This is a genomic window from Isoptericola sp. NPDC019482, from assembly GCF_040632295.1.
In the GTDB taxonomy this organism is placed as follows: Bacteria; Actinomycetota; Actinomycetes; order Actinomycetales; family Cellulomonadaceae; genus Isoptericola.
The window spans coordinates 16,863-33,234 of sequence record NZ_JBEYBQ010000002.1 but is presented as its reverse complement, the minus strand read 5'-3'; the positions used below and the strand labels follow the sequence as shown (position 1 = coordinate 33,234).

General features: G+C 75.3%; 17 protein-coding genes. 10 read left to right on the top strand and 7 right to left on the bottom strand.

Annotated features, from left to right (window positions below; genetic code table 11):
- The first annotated feature begins 29 nt into the window (after positions 1-29).
- Positions 30-485 carry an RDD family protein gene (locus tag ABZ493_RS02105; RefSeq protein ID WP_430580526.1) on the top strand — a complete coding sequence of 152 codons (456 nt, stop codon included), beginning with the start codon at positions 30-32 and terminating at the stop codon, positions 483-485.
- 63 nt (positions 486-548) lie between these two features.
- Here ABZ493_RS02105 and ABZ493_RS02100 read toward each other — a convergent pair whose 3' ends face one another.
- From ABZ493_RS02100 to ABZ493_RS02085, 4 genes are all read right to left on the bottom strand, one after another.
- On the bottom strand, positions 549-1,298 hold the full coding sequence (locus tag ABZ493_RS02100) for a DUF4191 domain-containing protein (protein WP_430580525.1): 750 nt from the start codon (positions 1,296-1,298) through the stop codon (positions 549-551).
- A gap of 11 nt (positions 1,299-1,309) precedes the next feature.
- On the bottom strand, positions 1,310-2,320 hold the full coding sequence (gene lipA / locus ABZ493_RS02095) for a lipoyl synthase (protein ID WP_430580524.1): 1,011 nt from the start codon (positions 2,318-2,320) through the stop codon (positions 1,310-1,312).
- A 117-nt stretch (positions 2,321-2,437) separates the two neighbouring features.
- The gene (gene lipB / locus ABZ493_RS02090; protein WP_430580523.1) at positions 2,438-3,151 is read right to left on the bottom strand and encodes a lipoyl(octanoyl) transferase LipB; all 714 of its coding nucleotides are present in this window, start codon (positions 3,149-3,151) and stop codon (positions 2,438-2,440) included.
- 2 nt (positions 3,152-3,153) lie between these two features.
- Positions 3,154-3,648 carry a helix-turn-helix domain-containing protein gene (locus ABZ493_RS02085; protein ID WP_430580522.1) on the bottom strand — a complete coding sequence of 165 codons (495 nt, stop codon included), beginning with the start codon at positions 3,646-3,648 and terminating at the stop codon, positions 3,154-3,156.
- 36 nt (positions 3,649-3,684) lie between these two features.
- On the opposite strand from ABZ493_RS02085, the gene ABZ493_RS02080 reads away from it, so the two are divergent.
- The gene (locus ABZ493_RS02080) at positions 3,685-6,036 is read left to right on the top strand and encodes an MMPL family transporter (protein WP_430580521.1); all 2,352 of its coding nucleotides are present in this window, start codon (positions 3,685-3,687) and stop codon (positions 6,034-6,036) included.
- On the opposite strand, the gene ABZ493_RS02075 is transcribed toward ABZ493_RS02080, so the two are convergent.
- A complete protein-coding gene (locus ABZ493_RS02075) occupies positions 6,017-6,367 on the bottom strand; it encodes a hypothetical protein (protein WP_430580520.1) in 351 nt (116 codons plus the stop codon). The two genes, ABZ493_RS02080 and ABZ493_RS02075, sit on opposite strands and share 20 nt — an antisense overlap.
- Positions 6,368-6,606: 239 nt before the next feature.
- Here ABZ493_RS02075 and ABZ493_RS02070 point away from each other — a divergent pair, with 239 nt between their 5' ends.
- A complete protein-coding gene (locus tag ABZ493_RS02070; RefSeq protein ID WP_430580519.1) occupies positions 6,607-7,698 on the top strand; it encodes a Gfo/Idh/MocA family oxidoreductase in 1,092 nt (363 codons plus the stop codon).
- Between the two features lie 55 nt (positions 7,699-7,753).
- Positions 7,754-9,259, top strand: a complete 1,506-nt coding sequence (locus ABZ493_RS02065; protein WP_430580518.1) for a hypothetical protein — start codon at positions 7,754-7,756, stop codon at positions 9,257-9,259.
- A 72-nt stretch (positions 9,260-9,331) separates the two neighbouring features.
- Here the strand turns inward: ABZ493_RS02065 and sucB are convergent, their stop codons facing one another.
- Entirely contained in the window at positions 9,332-11,137 is a 1,806-nt protein-coding gene (sucB, locus tag ABZ493_RS02060) for a 2-oxoglutarate dehydrogenase, E2 component, dihydrolipoamide succinyltransferase (RefSeq protein ID WP_430580517.1), read from the bottom strand.
- A 262-nt stretch (positions 11,138-11,399) separates the two neighbouring features.
- Here sucB and ABZ493_RS02055 point away from each other — a divergent pair, with 262 nt between their 5' ends.
- Together ABZ493_RS02055 and ABZ493_RS02050 are read left to right on the top strand one after the other, a co-directional pair.
- Positions 11,400-11,744, top strand: coding sequence for an oxidoreductase (locus tag ABZ493_RS02055; protein WP_430580516.1), 345 nt, complete (start codon positions 11,400-11,402; stop codon positions 11,742-11,744).
- A 41-nt stretch (positions 11,745-11,785) separates the two neighbouring features.
- Entirely contained in the window at positions 11,786-12,538 is a 753-nt protein-coding gene (locus ABZ493_RS02050) for a class I SAM-dependent methyltransferase (protein WP_430580515.1), read from the top strand.
- A gap of 82 nt (positions 12,539-12,620) precedes the next feature.
- Here ABZ493_RS02050 and ABZ493_RS02045 read toward each other — a convergent pair whose 3' ends face one another.
- On the bottom strand, positions 12,621-14,111 hold the full coding sequence (locus ABZ493_RS02045; RefSeq protein ID WP_430580514.1) for a leucyl aminopeptidase: 1,491 nt from the start codon (positions 14,109-14,111) through the stop codon (positions 12,621-12,623).
- A gap of 63 nt (positions 14,112-14,174) precedes the next feature.
- On the opposite strand from ABZ493_RS02045, the gene ABZ493_RS02040 reads away from it, so the two are divergent.
- The 4 genes from ABZ493_RS02040 to ABZ493_RS02025 are packed head-to-tail and all read left to right on the top strand — an operon-like array spanning position 14,175 to position 16,346.
- Entirely contained in the window at positions 14,175-14,534 is a 360-nt protein-coding gene (locus tag ABZ493_RS02040; RefSeq protein ID WP_430580513.1) for a hypothetical protein, read from the top strand.
- Positions 14,531-15,022 carry a hypothetical protein gene (locus ABZ493_RS02035; protein ID WP_430580512.1) on the top strand — a complete coding sequence of 164 codons (492 nt, stop codon included), beginning with the start codon at positions 14,531-14,533 and terminating at the stop codon, positions 15,020-15,022. Before ABZ493_RS02040 ends, ABZ493_RS02035 begins: the two co-directional genes overlap by 4 nt.
- Positions 15,019-16,143 (top strand): quinone-dependent dihydroorotate dehydrogenase, encoded by a 1,125-nt coding sequence (locus ABZ493_RS02030; RefSeq protein ID WP_430580511.1) that lies wholly within the window; start codon positions 15,019-15,021, stop codon positions 16,141-16,143. The genes ABZ493_RS02035 and ABZ493_RS02030 overlap by 4 nt, the downstream gene beginning before the upstream one ends.
- Positions 16,140-16,346 (top strand): hypothetical protein, encoded by a 207-nt coding sequence (locus ABZ493_RS02025; RefSeq protein WP_430580510.1) that lies wholly within the window; start codon positions 16,140-16,142, stop codon positions 16,344-16,346. Before ABZ493_RS02030 ends, ABZ493_RS02025 begins: the two co-directional genes overlap by 4 nt.
- The last annotated feature ends 26 nt before the right edge of the window (positions 16,347-16,372 follow it).

Genomic DNA, 16,372 nt, shown 5'->3' with positions numbered 1-16,372 from the left:
GCGCCCGGAGCGCCGCGTAGCCTTGACGCATGGCATCGCGGGAGGACATGGGTTCGTGGCTCGAGGGCGGACGCCGGGAGGACGCCGGACCCGCCGGAGGGCTCGGCCTCCCCGAGACCGGACCCGGCTCGCTCGCCCGGCTCGGGCGCCGGGCCGTGGCCCTCGTCGTCGACTGGGCGGTGGCGACGCTGATCGCCTACCTGGTGACGAGCCCGGCGTCCTTCGCGGAGCTCAACTCCTGGGTGACGCTCAGCGTCTTCGCCCTCGAGAACCTGCTGCTGGTGAGCACCGTCGGCTTCACGATCGGCCACCGGCTGCTGGGCATGCAGGTGCGCACCCTCGGCGCCCCCGACGTCGCCCCCGGGTTCGCCCGCGGCGCGGTCCGCACGCTGCTGCTGTGCCTCGTGATCCCCGCCGTCGTGTGGGACCGCGACGGCCGAGGCCTGCACGACCGCGCCGCCGGCACGGGCCTCGTACGGCGCTGACGACGACGGCGAAGGGGCCGGGTCGCGCGCGGCGACCCGGCCCCTGCCGGTGTTCGGGCTGGCTCAGCGGCCCCGCAGACCCTTACGGTCCGGGCGCGCCTTCATCGGGTCGACGCCCTTGGGGATCGGCAGACGGGCACCGCCGAGCGCCTTGAGCCGCTTCTTGACCTGGTCGGCCTCGGGCTTGGTGAGGGTGCGCTTGAGCTTCTGCACCTTCTTGGCGACCTTGGGGAGCGGGACCTGCCCCTCCTCGTTGCCGACCTGGATGAGGGTGATCGGCACGTTCGGCAGCACGCGCGCCGTCTTGCGACGCTCGTCCTCGAGGAGGCGCTGCACCCGGTGCGACGGGCCCTCGGAGACGAGGACGACGCCCGGGCGGCCGACGCCGCGGAACACGAAGTCCTGGGTGCGCGGGTTGATCGCGACCGGCTCGTCCGCGAACTCCCACCCGCCGCGGACGGTGCCGAGGGCGGCGCGGGCGGCCCCGGGCTGGCCCTCGATCTGCGTGTACGCGGCCTTCTCGGCCTTGCGTGTCAGGACGAACATCGCGCCGAGCGCCGCGAACGGGACGCCGAGGACGACGATGTACAGGATCTGGAAGCCGGTGGGCAGGTCGAGCAGCAGCACGATCGCGGCGATCACCGCGAGGATCCCGACGAACACGCCGAGGATCAGCCACGTCACCGTGGGGTCCTGCTTGCGCGTCATCTGGTACGCGGCCCACACCTGGTGGTACCAGCGCTGCTTCTTGGGCTTCTTCTGCTTGCCGGTGGCGTCAGCGGGCGCGCCGGCGTCGGACTTGGTGCGGGCCATGGTCGTCAAGTCTAGTGGGCTCGCGGCGCAAGCAGGCTCGCGGCCTCCTGGCGCGAGGTCGTCGGCTCCGCGAGGTGCGACAGCGACGCCGGGATGGGCAGGCCGCGGCGCGTCATCGCCTGGCCCCACAGGCGGCCCGCGCGGTACGACGAACGCACCAGCGGCCCGGCCATGACGCCCAGGAAGCCCATCTCCTCGGCCGCCTCGGAGAGCTCGACGAACTCCTCCGGGCGCACCCAGCGGTCCACCGGGTGGTGACGCAGCGACGGGCGCAGGTACTGCGTGATCGTCACGAGGTCGCAGCCGGCGTCGTGCAGGTCCTGCAGCGCGTCGCGGGCCTCGTCGATCGTCTCGCCCATGCCGAGGATGAGGTTCGACTTGGTGACCAGGCCGGCCTCGCGCGCCCGGGTGAGCACGGACAGCGAGCGCTCGTAGCGGAACGCGGGGCGGATCTGCTTGAAGATGCGCGGCACCGTCTCGACGTTGTGCGCCATGACCTCGGGCCGCGACTCGTTGACGACGTCGAGCAGCTCGGGGATGGCGTTGAAGTCGGGGATGAGCAGCTCGACGCCCGTGCCGGGGTTGAGCGCGTGGATCTGGCGCACGGTCTCCGCGTACAGCCAGGCGCCGCCGTCGGCCAGGTCGTCGCGCGCGACACCGGTGATCGTCGAGTACTTCAGGCCCATGGTCCGCACGGACTCGGCGACGCGGCGAGGCTCGTCGGCGTCGAAGTCGGCCGGCTTGCCCGTGTCGATCTGGCAGAAGTCGCAGCGGCGGGTGCACTGGTCACCGCCGATGAGGAACGTGGCCTCGCGGTCCTCCCAGCACTCGAAGATGTTGGGACAGCCCGCCTCCTCGCACACCGTGTGCAGGCCCTCGCCCTTGACCAGGCCCTTGAGCTCCCGGTACTCGGGGCCCATCGTGGCCTTCGTCTTGATCCACTCGGGCTTCTTCTCGATGGGGGTGGCGGCGTTCCGGGCCTCGATGCGCAGCATGCGGCGGCCCTCGGGTGCGATCGTCACGGGTGTCTCCCGGTCGTCGTCGAGCAGGTGGACGTCGGGCGGGCGGAGCCTGTGCGGACCCTGACCGCCGGACCTGGTCAGACTACGGGAGCGCCGCGTCGTGGCGCCGCGACCTGCTCACCGTGTGGACGTGACCTCAGCAACACCCGCTGCGGTGACCGTCGGCGTGGGCGCCGCCCGCAGGGGGCCGAGATGGCGGGCCAGGGCGTCGAGGAGCGGGGCGCGGACGTCGTCGAGGGTGACGCGGCGACCGGCCTCGATCGACAGCGAGGTGACGTCGGCGTCCGTGATGCCGCACGGCACGATGCTGTCGAACCGGCTCAGGTCGGCGTCGCAGTTGAGGGCGATGCCGTGCATCGTCACGCCCTTGGCGGTGCGCACCCCGATGGCGCAGACCTTGCGCTCGAGCCTGTCGCCGTCCGCGGCGAACCAGACCCCGGTGCGGTCCTCGACCCGGATCGTCGCGAGGCCGAAGCCGGCGCAGACCTCCATGACGGCCTCCTCGAGCGCGCGCACGTAGGCGACGACGTCGATGGGCTCGGCGAGGCGCAGGATCGGGTAGACCACCTGCTGGCCGGGGCCGTGCCACGTGATCTTGCCGCCCCGGTCGACGTCGACGACGGGGGTGCCGTCGGTGGGTCGCTCGTCGCGGTGCGTGCGCCGCCCGGCCGTGTAGACGTCGGGGTGCTCCACGACGATCAGCGTGTCGGGGCGGTCGCCGGCGACGACGTCGGCGTGCACGCGGCGCTGGAGCTCCCACGCCTCGTGGTAGTCGGTCAGTCCGGGCAGCGTCATCACGTCCACCCGGCCGAGGCTAGCCCTCCTACGCACGGTCAGTCGTCGGCGTCGCGCTGCGCGCGGACGAGGGTGACGAGGATCTCACGCAGGCGCGCGACGTCGTCGTCGCCGAGGCCTCGCGCGGTGAGGTCCTCCGCGGGCTGGAGCCGGCCGGCCTGGGCGGCCGCGCGGCGCCCGGCGTCGGTGACCGTGACGACGCGACGGCGCCGGTCGCGGGGGTCGTCGCCGCGGGTGACGTACCCGGCGCGCTCGAGCCGCGCGACGACGCGGCTCATCGTCTGCTCGGTGACGCCGTTGAGCGAGGCGAGCTCGCGCTGCGTCCGCGGCCCGGCGAACAGGTGCAGCAGCACGGGGAAGCCCGCGTGGTTGAGGTCCCAGCCCGCGAGGTGCGCATTCCAGTCGTGCTCGATGCGGCGAACGACGGTGAAGAGCAGGCGTCCGGTCGGCCAGTCGCCCGGGTCGTCGCTGGTGGGGTCGACGGCGTCGGGCCAGGCGTGGGGATCGGTGCCGTGCGCGTCGGCGTGCTGCACTTGCGTCCTCCCAGGGTCGCACCCAGAATACTCAGCATGCTGAGCAATAGCCCGCGGGGCAATCGGGGTCGAGGTCTGCTGCGGGGCCTCGTCATTCTGGCAGCGATCGGTGTGTGGCTCGCGATCGGCGCGCTCGGCGGCCAGGCACAGGGCAGCCTGAGCAGCGTCCAGACCAACGACGACGCGGCGTTCCTGCCCGCGAGCGCCGAGTCCACGCAGGCCGCGGAGCTCGCCGAGGAGTTCACCGACTCCGAGACGCTTCCCGCCCTGGTCGTCGCCGAGACCTCGGACGGGTCCGAGCTGACGCGCGAGCAGCTCGCCGACGTCCAGGCCTTCGCCGACTCGATCGCCGACGCCCCGCTCGAGGGGACCTCCGGCGACGAGCCGCGCACCGTGGGCGACCTGAGCGTCGCCGACCCGGTCGTGGTGCCGTCCGAGGACGGGCAGGCCGCGCTCGTCGTCGTCTCGCTCGACGCCGCCCAGGCCTCCGAGGACCTCGGTACCGACGAGACGAGCGGTTCCGAGCTCGCGGTGTCGGCCCTCCGGGCGCTGGTCGCCGCGGACGCCTCCGACGGCGGCCTCGCCGGGACCGGCCTCGACGCCTGGGTCACGGGTCCCGCGGGCTTCGTCGCGGACCTGGTGAGCGCGTTCGGCGCGATCGACACCGTGCTGCTGCTCGTGGCGCTCGGCGCGGTCCTGGTGATCCTCGCGCTCGTCTACCGCTCGCCCGTCCTACCGTTCGTCGTGATCTTCACGGCGGTGCTGGCCCTGTGCCTCGCGGGGCTGGTCGTCTACCACCTCGCCGCGAACGACGTCCTGACGCTGAACGGCCAGTCGCAGGGGATCCTGTCGATCCTCGTCGTGGGTGCCTCCGTGGACTACGCCCTGCTCCTGGTGGCGCGGTACCGCGAGGAGCTGCGGGCCACCGCCTCCCCGTACACCGCGATGCGCCGCGCGGTCCGGGCCTCGATCGAGCCGATCGCGGCCAGCGCGGGCACGGTGATCGTCGGGCTGCTGTGCCTCCTGCTGTCCGACCTGTCCTCGAACCGCAGCCTGGGGCCGGTCGCCGCGATCGGCATCGTCGCCGCGTTCCTGTCGGCGATGACGCTCCTGCCCGCCATGCTGCTCGTCGGCGGGCGCCGGGCGCGGTGGGTCTTCTGGCCCCGTGTGCCGCACGCGCTCGGCCGGCACTCCGACGCGCCCGACGCCCCGGAGCCCGTCGACCCGACCTCGGACGCCCCGGCCGCCGCGAGCACCGCGAGCGCTGCGGACGCCGACGACACGCACGTGGACGTCGCCGGGCACGGCGTCTGGTCGCGCGTCGCCGGCTTCGTCGGGCGGCACGACCGCGTGGTGTGGGCCGTGACCGCCGTCGTCCTCGCGGCCGGCGCCGCGTTCGTGCCCACGCTGGACGCCAACGGCACGGGCGACTCGGAGGTGTTCCTCACGCAGGTCGACTCGGTCGACGGCGAGGAAGCCCTCACCCGTCACTTCGAGGGGGTGTCCGCGCAGCCGGCGATCGTCATCGCGCCCGAGGCCGACGCCGACGCCGTCGTGGAGGCGGCCGAGGGTTCCGACGGGATCACGGCGGCGACCGTCGTCACCGACCAGCCGGCCACCGCACCGGGGATGCCGGCCGAGGGCGACCCGCTCGTCGTCGACGGGCAGGTGCGCGTCGACGTCACCACGGAGGCGCCGTCCGACAGCCAGGCGGCGGTCGAGGCGGTGGCCGACCTGCGCACCGCGGTGCACGACGTCAGCCCGGACGCGCTGGTGGGCGGCGCGGCCGCCGAGCGGCTCGACACGCAGCTCGCGGGCCAGCACGACCTGCGCGTGATCGTGCCGGTGGTGCTCGGCGTGATCCTCCTGATCCTCGTGCTCCTGCTCCGGTCGGTGCTGGCCGCCGTGCTGCTCATGGCCGCGAACGTGCTGTCGTTCGGGTTCGCGCTCGGCGTCTCGGCCGTCGTGTTCAACCACGTGCTCGACTTCCCGGGCGCCGACCCGGCCGTGCCGCTGTACGCCTTCTGCTTCCTCGTGGCGCTCGGGGTGGACTACTCGATCTTCCTCATGACGCGCGTGCGCGAGGAGAGCCTCCAGGTGGGAACACGCCGCGGGGTGCTGCGCGGGCTGGCGGTCACAGGCTCGGTCATCACCTCGGCGGGCGTGGTGCTCGCCGCGACGTTCGCGGCCCTGGGCGTCATCCCGCTGCTGTTCCTCGCCCAGCTCGCCGTCATCGTCGCGTTCGGCGTGCTCGTCGACACGCTGGTGGTGCGCAGCCTGCTCGTGCCGGCGCTCGTGCACGACGTCGGGGACCGCGTCTGGTGGCCGTCGCGGCTGGGCCGCGGGCAGCGCGCCCCCGAGCGCGCCGTCACCCCGTCGAGTCGATGAGCTCCAGGAGGGCGCGGGCCGCGTCGCGGATGTCGTCGTGGTCGTACTGGCCGGCCCGGCTCTCCAGCGACACCACCGCGCACCGGTGGACCTTCGCCAGGTCGCCGTAGGGGAACGACACCGCCTGCTTCGTCTCGGGGTTCTCGTCGTCGTCCACGCCGAGGTGCCAGTGCCGGAACTCGGTCCAGCCCTCGCGGTCGAGGAAGCGGTTCTCCGCGTCGGTGCCCGGGGCGTGCTCGCTCCAGTCGTCGCGCTCGTCGCGCACCACCTTGCCCTCGCGTACCAGGGCGCGGGCCTGCTCCAGGCCTGGCTGGTTCAGTCGCGTCGCCATGTCGTGGCTCCCTCCGCTCGACTCCGGTCTCGACTCCGGTCTCGACACCGGTCTCGACACCGGTCTCGACACCGGTGCCCCCCGCCCGCGCGGGTCCTTCTCCCGGTGTAGGCGAGGTGCCCGATGCCCACAACCGGCCGGCGACCGACAGATCGTCGTGCCCGCCGTCGTGCCCGCGCGTGGTGGCGCGCCGGTGCGGTGCGCGGGCGTCCCGGACGGCGTCGGGCACGATGGGTGACATGGTCACGGACGAGGCACCAGCGACGGGCGCGACCGACGAGCGAACGGCGGCCCCGCCGCTGCGCCTGGCGATCGTCGGGTACGGCGGGGCGGGCCGGGAGATCCACGCCCGGCTCGCGGCGGAGGCGGGGCTGCGGGTGACGGCGGTCGTGACGCGCGACCCCGGCCGACGCAACCAGGCGGCGGGGGACTGGCCGGGCGCCCGCCTGCTGCCGGACCTCGACCAGGTGATCGCCGCGCGCCGCTCCTACGACCTCGTCGTGCTGGCGAGCCCCACCACCCTGCACGCCGAGCACGCCGCCGCCCTCGCCCGTGCCGAGATCCCGTTCGTGCTCGACAAGCCGATCGGCCTCGACGCGCACCAGGCCCGCGCGGTCGTGGAGGAGGCGGCCGCCACCGGCACACCCTTCACCGTGTTCCAGAACCGGCGCTGGGACCCGGAGCAGCTCACCCTCGCGCGCCTGCTGGACGACGGCGAGCTGGGTGACGTGCACACGTTCGAGCGGCGTTGGGAGCGCTGGCGCCCCGTCCCGCGGCAGCGCTGGAAGGAGAACGACCCGGTGGGCGGCGGCCTCCTGCTCGACCTGGGCCCGCACCTGGTCGACTCGGCGACGCAGCTGTTCGGCAAGGTGGAGTCCGTCTGGGCGCAGACCCGCAAGCTCACCACCCCCACCGAGGACGACGTCTTCCTGGTGCTCCAGCACGAGGCCGGCGGCGGTAGGGCGGCGAGCCCGCTCGGGGTCGTGTCGCGGCTCTGGGCGGGGTCCGTCGTCGGCGCCCCCGGGCCGCGCACCCGCGTGCTCGGGTCGGCCGGCGCCTACCTGGTGACCACCTTCGAGCAGGACGCCTCGCCCCTCGAGGTGCTGGACGACGACGCGCCCGACGGGTCGGTCGGCTGGATCACGCGAGGCCGCGACCGGCGGGCCGTCCCGGCGGCGCCGGGCGGGCACGCGGACTTCTACCGCGCGCTGGGGCCGTGGCTGCGCGGGGACGAGCCCGCACCCGTCGACCCGGCCGACGCCGTCCGCACCGCCGAGGTGCTCGACGCCGCCCGGGTGTCCGCGCGCGAGGGTCGTCGCGTCGCCCTCTGACGGCGCCTGTGGATGACGGCGACGCGGGGCCGCCGCGAGGGTGTTCGATGGCTCCGTGCCGACCCAGACGCTGACGATCCCGACCGACGCCGGCGCGCGAGACGCCCTCCTGGGGCGGGTGCGCACCCTCACGACGCTGCGCCACCCGTGCGTGGAGCCCGTGCTCGCGGGGGAGGTGCGCGACGACGGTGCGCTCCTGCTGCGGCGCGGTGGCGGGGCGACGGACCTGCCGACGGTGCTCGCCGTCCGCGGCCGCCTGACGTCGCGGGAGGCGGCGGGGGTGCTCGTCGCCGTCGCGCGCGGGCTCGCCGCGCTGCACAGCGCCGGGCTCCGGCAGGGGAGCGTCCGCGCGCAGGACGTCGTGCTCGACCCCGGCGGGAACGCGCTCCTGCGCCCGCGGGCTGACGCGGACCGGGACGATGCCGCGGGCGTCGGGGCCGGGCAGGTCGACGTCGACCCCGTGGACGCCGAGGCGGCGGACGTGCACGCGCTGGCGACCCTCGTCGCCGAGCTGCTCGGCGACCGCCGCGACGACGACGCGACGGCGCTGCGGGCCGTCCTGGCCCCGGCGTCGGCACCGGACCCGCACGTCCGGCCCGAGGCGGGCACCCTCGCGGCCCAGGCCGACGCCGCGGTGCCCGCCGAGCCCGTGCGCCTGCCCGAGCCCGCCGCGCTCGCGGCGGCCTCGCTCGGCCGGCGTCCGACCGCGCCCGGGACGGCACCGGAGGCCGGGCGCGGGGCGGTCTCTCCGGCGCGGCGCCGGGCGGTCCGGCGCGCCGACGGCCGGCGGGTCGGTCGGACGCCGAGCCGGTCGTCCCGCCGGACGTCGGCTCCCCGGGCCGGCGGCGTCCCCCGGCGGGTGCTCGGCGTCGTGGGAGCGGCCGCGGTCGTGGTGGTCCTGGCGGCGGTCGCGCTCCAGGTGCACGACGCCGGCGACATGCCGGGCCCCGGTGCGGCGCCGAGTGGCGCCGCCCGGGTGGGCGAGGTGGTCGAGAGCGCGGGGGAGAGCGCCGGAGGAGACGTGGGGCGACCGGAGACCGACCCGGGGAGGGACGCGTCGTCGCCGCCGGACAGGTCCCACGGCGCGACGCAGGACCCGACGCACGACCGCGCCGACCCCGGGGCTGCGGCCGCCGAGCTCACCCGGCGGAGGGTCGCGCTGCTCGCCGGCGAGATCACCGACCCCGCGGGGCTGGCGCTCGTGGACGTGCCCGGATCGCCGGCGCACGAGGCCGACGCCGCGCTGCTCGAGGACGCCGCGCAGGCCGGCACCCGCGTGCGCGGCGCGGAGGCGAGGGTCGAGGACGCGCGCCCGGCCGGGACGGGCGACGGGGGATCGGACGTGGAGCAGGACGACGGCGCTGCTGGCGGTGCGGCGGACGGTGCGGCAGAAGGTGCGACCGGCCGAGGGGCGGACGTCGAGGTCCGGTACGCCGTGACCGCGCACGAGCAGGTGGCTGCGGACGGCACCGTGACCGCCGTCCCCGCGACCGACGTGCGCACCGCGACGTTGCGGCTCGCCTGGACCGCCGACGGCTGGCGGGTCGCCGAGGTCTCCTGAGGGGACGCAGGACGACGAAGGGCGTCCCGGCCGCGGCCGGGACGCCCTTCGTCGGTCAGGGACGGGGCGAGGTCAGAGACCGACCTCGGCCTCGAACGCGCCCTCCTCGATGCGTGCCTTGATGGCGGTGAGGAAGCGCGCGGCGTCCGCACCGTCGACCAGGCGGTGGTCGTAGGAGAGGAACAGGTAGGCGAACTGGCGGATGGCGATGGTCTCCTCGCCGTCCGGGCCCGTCACGACGGCCGGCTTCTTGGTGATCGTGCCGGTGCCGAGGATCGCGACCTGACCGCCGGGAACGATCGGCGTGTCGATGAGCGCGCCGCCCGAGCCGGTGTTCGTGATCGTGAACGTGGCGCCGGACAGCTCGTCCGGGCCGACCTTGTTCGCCCGCGTGCGAGCGCCCAGGTCGCCGATCTGCCGGGCGACGCCCGCCAGGTTGAGGTCGCCGGCGTTCTTGATGACCGGGACCACCAGGCCGCGCTCGGTGTCGACGGCGATGCCGACGTTCTCCGCGGGGTGGTAGGTGATCTCGCCCTTGTCCTGGTCGATCGACGCGTTGATCTTCGGGTACGCCTTGAGCGCCTCGACCGCGGCCAGCGTGTAGAACGGCAGGAAGGTGAGGTTCGCACCCTCGCGGGCCTTGAACGACTCCTTGGCCTTCGCGCGCAGCTTGGCGACCTTGGTGACGTCCACCTCGACCACGGTCGTGAGCTGGGCCTGCGTGTGCAGGGCCTCGACCATGCGCTCGGCGACGATCTTGCGCAGGCGCGACATCTTCTCCGTGGTGCCGCGCAGCGGGGAGACGGGCAGCGCGGCCGGAGCCTTGGCGGCCGGGGCCGCGGCAGGCGCGGCCTGCGCGGCGGGAGCCGGTGCGGCGGCCTTCTCGGCCGCGGCGAGCACGTCCTCCTTGCGGATGCGACCGCCGACGCCCGTGCCCTGGAGGGTCGAGACGTCCACGCCCTTCTCCGCGGCCAGCTTGCGCACCAGCGGCGTGAGGTAGGAGCCCTTGCCCGCCGCGGGCGCAGCGGCCGGGGCTGCAGGAGCCGGGGCCGGTGCAGCGGGGGCCTGGGCCGGAGCAGGCTTCTCCTCGGCGGCCGGCTTCGTTTCGGCCGGCTGCTCGGGAGCGGGGGCGGGCTCCTCGGGCTTCGAGGGCGCACCGACCGGCTCGGGGGCCTTGGCCGGGGTGGGCTCGGCCGGCTTCTCGGCGGCCGGGGCGGCGCCGGAGCCGACGATCGCCAGGACGGCGCCGACCTCGACGGTCGCGTCCTCCTCGACGAGGAGCTGCTGCACGGTGCCGGCCACGGGGGACGGGATCTCGGTGTCGACCTTGTCGGTCGAGACCTCGAGCAGCGGCTCGTCGACCTCGACCGAGTCGCCGACGGCCTTGAGCCAGCGGGTCACGGTGCCCTCGGTGACGGACTCGCCCAGGGCGGGCAGCGTCACCTCGGTGCCCTCGCCGCCACCGGCGGCGGGCGCCTCGGCAGCAGGGGCCTCGGCGGCGGGAGCGGGGGCCTCGGCGGCCGGGGCGGGCTCGGCCGGCTGCTCGGGCTCGGCGGGTGCCTCGGGCTCGGCGGCGGGGGCCTCGGGCTCGGCGGCGGGGGCCTCGGCGGCCGGGGCGGCGTCGCCACCACCGGCACCGGAGCCGTCGCCGACGACGGCGAGGGTGGCGCCGACCTCGACGGTCTCGTCCTCCTCGACGAGGATCTGCTCGAGCACGCCGGCGACCGGCGAGGGGATCTCCGTGTCGACCTTGTCGGTCGAGACCTCCAGCAGGGGCTCGTCGACGGCGACGGTGTCGCCGACGGCCTTGAGCCATCGGGTGACGGTGCCCTCGGTGACGGACTCGCCGAGTGCAGGGAGCTGCACGTTCTCAGACATGACCTGTGGAGTCTCCTTCGATCAGTGGGTCAGGCGACGTGCCGTGGCGAGCCGGTTTGCCGGCTCGCGACATCTGGGGTTGCCGCGTTCTGGTCACTGCCTGCCATCTTGTCACCTCCACGGGGGTCGCCCCAATCGTTCGGGGGTCCGGGTTGGTGTGACGCTGGGTACACCTGACCGCCGCATGACCTCCAGGACACCTCCGGCCGGCCTCCCGACGCTCTCCTGACCATGAGGCCGACGTCGGCGGTAGTCTCGCGCCATGTCGCTCAAGACCTCGCTGGGACGCCTGCTGGGCAGGTCGTCGTCGCCGGCCCCGGGTGCACCGACGTCGTCGGCGTCGAGGGACGCGACGCTCGCGCACCTGCAGGAGTTCGTGCGCACCCGGGTGGGCGTGGAGGCCTACGTGGAGCCGCCGAACGCGCAGACCCCGACGACGGTCCTGCTGGTGGCGACGACGGGGGAGTGGACGCGTCGCCGCGTCCCGGACGAGCGCACGGGCTTCGAGGTGGCGCGGTCGCTCGGGGTCCCCGTCTACAACGTGCGGTTCACCGGCTACCCGCAGCGCATGCGCGACTGGACGTCGGCGCAGCGCCGCAAGCGCTGAGCCGCCGCGGGGACGCGGCGGGGACGCGGCGGAGGAGCGACATGGACGGCGGCGGCGGAGAGCGCTGGTCGGCGGTCGCCGACGCGTGGGCCGAGCTGTGGGGCTCGCTCGCGTCACCCGTGTGGCCGCCGCTGCTGGCGGCCGCGCAGGTGACGACGGGCACGCGCGTCCTCGACGTCGGGTGCGGCACCGGCGAGCTGGTCGGGCACCTGGTGCGGGCGGGAGCGGTGGCCTCGGGCGTCGACCCCGCCCCGGCGATGACGCGGCGGGCGCGCGAGCAGCACCCCGGGGCGACCGTCCGGGGCGGGGACGTCGAGCACCTGCCGTTCGACGACGACGCGTTCGACGCGGTCCTCGCGGTCAACTCGCTGCAGTTCGCCGACCACGTCGACGACGCGCTGGCCGAGGTCGCCCGGGTGCTCGCTCCCGGCGGCCGGGTCGGCCTCGCCTGCTGGGCCGAGGGCGCGCGCAACGACCTCGACGTCGTCGAGCGCGCCGTCGCGGAGGCCTACGAGGAGGACGTGCCGCCCGACGGCCCGCTGCGGGCACCGGGCGGGCTCGAGTCCGCGCTCGCCGGCGGCGGCCTCGAGGTCGTGGCGGCGGGGGTCGTCGACGTCCCCTGGACCGTGCCCGACGACGACGGCCTGGTCCGCGGCGTCCTGCTCGGGGAGGACGAGCGCACGATGGCCGAGCTCGCGCCGACCGTCCTCGCCGCCGCGGCGCCGTTCCGCGCCTCGGGCGGGGGCTACCGCCTGGCGAACGCGTTCCGCTGGGCCGTGGGCCGCGCACCCTGACCGGCGCGACGCCGCCCGGCCACCCCGAGGGGCGGCCGGGCGCCGTCGTCGTGCGGTCTGGTCGTGGAACGGGTGGGGCGCGTCAGGCGCCCGCGCGCCCCTCGAGGAACGCGAGCAGGGTGCGGACGCCGACGCCGGTGCCGCCGGCGGGCGTGTACCCGAACGACGAGCCCTCGTTGTACGACGGGCCCGCGATGTCGAGGTGGGCCCAGGGCGTGTCACCCACGAACTCGGCGAGGAAGTGCGCGGCGAAGAGCATGCCGCCCCAGCGGCTGGGGGCGGAGTTGACCATGTCCGCGACGGTCGACTTCAGCCCCGCCTTGAGCTCTGCGGGCATCGGCATCGGCCAGAACGCCTCGCCGGCGACGTCGGCGGCGGCCTTGACCTCGTCGCGCACGGCGTCGGTGCCCATGACGCCGGACGTGCGGTTGCCGAGCGCCACCATCTGCGCGCCGGTGAGGGTCGCGATGTCGAGGACGACGTCGTGCCCGTCCTCGACGGCGGCGACGAGGCCGTCCGCCATGACGAGCCTGCCCTCGGCGTCGGTGTTGGTGACCTCGACGGTCTTGCCGCCGCGGATCGTGATGACGTCGGCGGGGCGCTGGGCGTTGCCGCCCGGCATGTTCTCCGCGAGGCAGAGGTACCCGGTGACGGCGACCGGCAGGCCGAGGCGCGCGGCCGCGAGGACGGTGTGCAGCACGGCGGCGGCGCCCGCCATGTCCGACTTCATGGTCGGCATGCTGGCCGGCGGCTTGAGCGAGATGCCGCCGGTGTCGAACGTGATGCCCTTGCCGACGATGGCGACCTTCTCGGTGGCCTTGGCCGGCGTGTACGAGAGCTTGACGAGGCGCGGGCCGCGCGACGAGCCCTGGCCGACGCCCACGAGGCCGCCGTACCCGCCCGCGGCGAGCTGCTTGTCGTCGAGCACCGTGAGCTTGAGGCCCTTGACGCCCTTGGCCGCGGCCTTCGCGGCGTCGGCGAACGCGGCCGGGAACAGCTCGTTCGGGGCGTCGTTGACCAGGTCGCGGGTGCCGTGCACCGCCGCCGCGAGCACCTCGGCGCGCGCGACCGCGGCCTTGGCACGGCCCGAGCGCGCGAAGGTCGTCACGACCTGGATGCTGCCGACGGCGCCCTTGGTGTCCTTGCCGGTGCGGTACCGGGTGTACGAGTAGGCGCCGAGCAGCGCCCCCTCGACCACCGCGCCGAGCTCGTCCTCGTCCACCGCGGGCAGCGCGAGGGCGACCGTGCCGGTGCCGGCGAGCTCACGCGTCGCGGCGCCGGCGGCGGAGCGCAGCACCTCGTGCGGGAACGTGCCGTCGGCCGCGCGCTCCCCGAGCCCGGCGAGGACGACGACGTCGGCCGAGACGCCGTCGCCGGCGGGCACACGCCGCACCTCGTCGCGGGCGCCGGTGACGCCGAGGCGGGGGGCGAGGGTCTCGATCTGCCGCACGAACGCTTCGGGCAGCTGGTCCGCGACGACGGCGACGCCGTCCGAGGTGGAGCACGTCCCGACGACGAGCGCGTCGACCTTGAGGGAGCTGGGATTCTTGCCGGTGAGGGTGAGGTCTGCCACGCGCCGATGCTAACCCCGTCCCGCGGCCGCCGTCGGGCGCCCGGCGGCCGGTAGTCTGCGGGCGTGGTCCTTCCCCTGCTCATCGTCGTCCTGCTGGCGTGCGCCGCACTCGCCGCGTGGGCGCTGTGGTTCGTCGTCCGCGACCGCGCCGTCATCCTCAAGCAGCTGATCGGCGCCGCCGTCGTCGAGGCGCTCGTCGTCGTGCAGGCGGTGGTGGCCGGCATCCTCATGGTCGCCCGCGACCACCCCGTCGACGGGCCGCTGTTCTGGGGCTACGTCGCCACCGCGCTGGTGGTGCTGCCCGTCGCGGCGATCTGGGCGTTCGCGGAGCGCACCAAGTGGTCGTCCGTGGTCCTGGCGGTGGCCGCTCTCACGGTGGCCTTCCTCGACTGGCGGCTCTGGCAGATCTGGGGGGCGGCATGAGCGCCACCACGCCCCCGACGGCCCCGGCCGGACGGCGGACGGGCACGGGCTTCGGCCGCCTGCTCGTCACGGTCTACGGCATCCTCGCCTTCGCCGCGATCGGGCGCTCGTCGTACGAGCTGGCCACCAAGTTCTCCGAGGCGCCGGTCGCCTACTCCCTGTCCACGCTGTCCGCGGTCGTGTACGTGCTGGCCACCGTCGCGCTCGCCAAGGGCGGCCCGCGCTGGCGCGTCGTCGCCTGGGTGACCGTCGGCTTCGAGGCCGTGGGCGTGCTCGCGGTGGGCGCCGCCTCGGTCGCGTCGCCCGACGTCTTCGGCGAGACGACCGTGTGGTCCGGCTTCGGCCAGGGCTACGGTTACGTGCCCCTGGTGCTGCCGTTCGTCGGGCTGTGGTGGCTGTGGCGCACGCGGCCCCGCCCCGAGGACGCACCGACCGCTCCGCCCCCGACCGCACCCGAGCCGAACCCCGCCGACCCGGAGGTCCGATGAGCCCCTACACCCTGCTCTTCAACGGCGTCTTCCGCCGGATGGACCCCGAGCGCGCGCACGAGCTCGCGTTCGGCGCCATCTCGCTGGCCGGTCGCGTGCCGGTCCTGCGCGACGTCGTCCAGGGGGCCATCGCGCCGTACCTGGGCCGGGGCAGCGGCGGGCCGGGCAGCATCGAGGTGCTCGGGCGCACCGTGCCCGCGCCGTTCGGCCTGGCGGGCGGGTTCGACAAGAACGCCCGCGCGATCCGCGGCCTGACGATGCTCGGCTTCGGCTTCGTCGAGATCGGCACGGTCACGCCGCGCCCGCAGCCCGGCAACGAGGCGCCGCGCATGTGGCGCGAGCTCGACGTGCGGGGCATCCGCAACCGCATGGGCTTCAACAACGACGGCGCCCCCGCCGCGGCCGCGCGGCTCCGGGAGCTGCGGGCCACGCCCGCGGGCCGGGCCGTCGTCGTCGGCGCCAACATCGGCAAGAACAAGACGACGCCCGCCGAGGCCGCCGCCGACGACTACGCCGCCTGCGCCCGCGAGCTCGCCCCCTGGGCCGACTACCTCGTGGTCAACGTGTCGTCACCGAACACCCCCGGGCTGCGCGACCTGCAGACCACGGCCGAGCTGCGCCCCATCCTCACCGTCGCGCGCGCCGCGGCCGACGAGGCCACCGTCGCCGCGGGCGTCCGGCGGGTCCCGCTCCTGGTGAAGATCGCCCCGGACCTCGCGGACGCCGACGTCGACGCCGTGGCAGAGCTCGTCACCGAGCTCGGCCTGGACGGCGTCGTCGCCGTGAACACGACCATCGGGCACGACCGCGGGCCGGGCGGGCTGTCCGGCCCGCCGCTCCTCGAGCGCGGGCTCCAGGTCGTGGCCCGGCTGCGCGAACGTCTCGGGCCCGACCCGGCGATCATCGGCGTCGGTGGCATCTCGGGCGCCGACGACGTGCGCGCCTACCTGCGGGCCGGCGCCGACCTCACGCAGGGGTACACGTCGTTCATCTATGCCGGCCCGTTCTGGCCGTCGCGGGTCAACCGCGCCCTGACCCGCACGCGCGGGTCGGTGGCGGCCGGCAGCCTCGGCCACGGCGACGACGGCACCGGCGACGACGCCACCGGGAGCGCCGCGTGATCCGGGCGCACTGGGAGTGGGCGCTGGACGACGGCGAGGGCCGCCCGCTCGTCGTGCCGAGCCCGGTCTTCACCACGCAGTACGACGCGGAGCAGTGGCTCGGGGAGCACTGGCGCGAGTTGGCCGGCGGGGGCGCGACCCTGGCCCGCCTGCTGCACGACGGCGCGCAGGCGACGCCGGGCGTGGTGCTGCCCTCGGTCTGACGGGTCTCACCGCCGGCGCCGCGGCG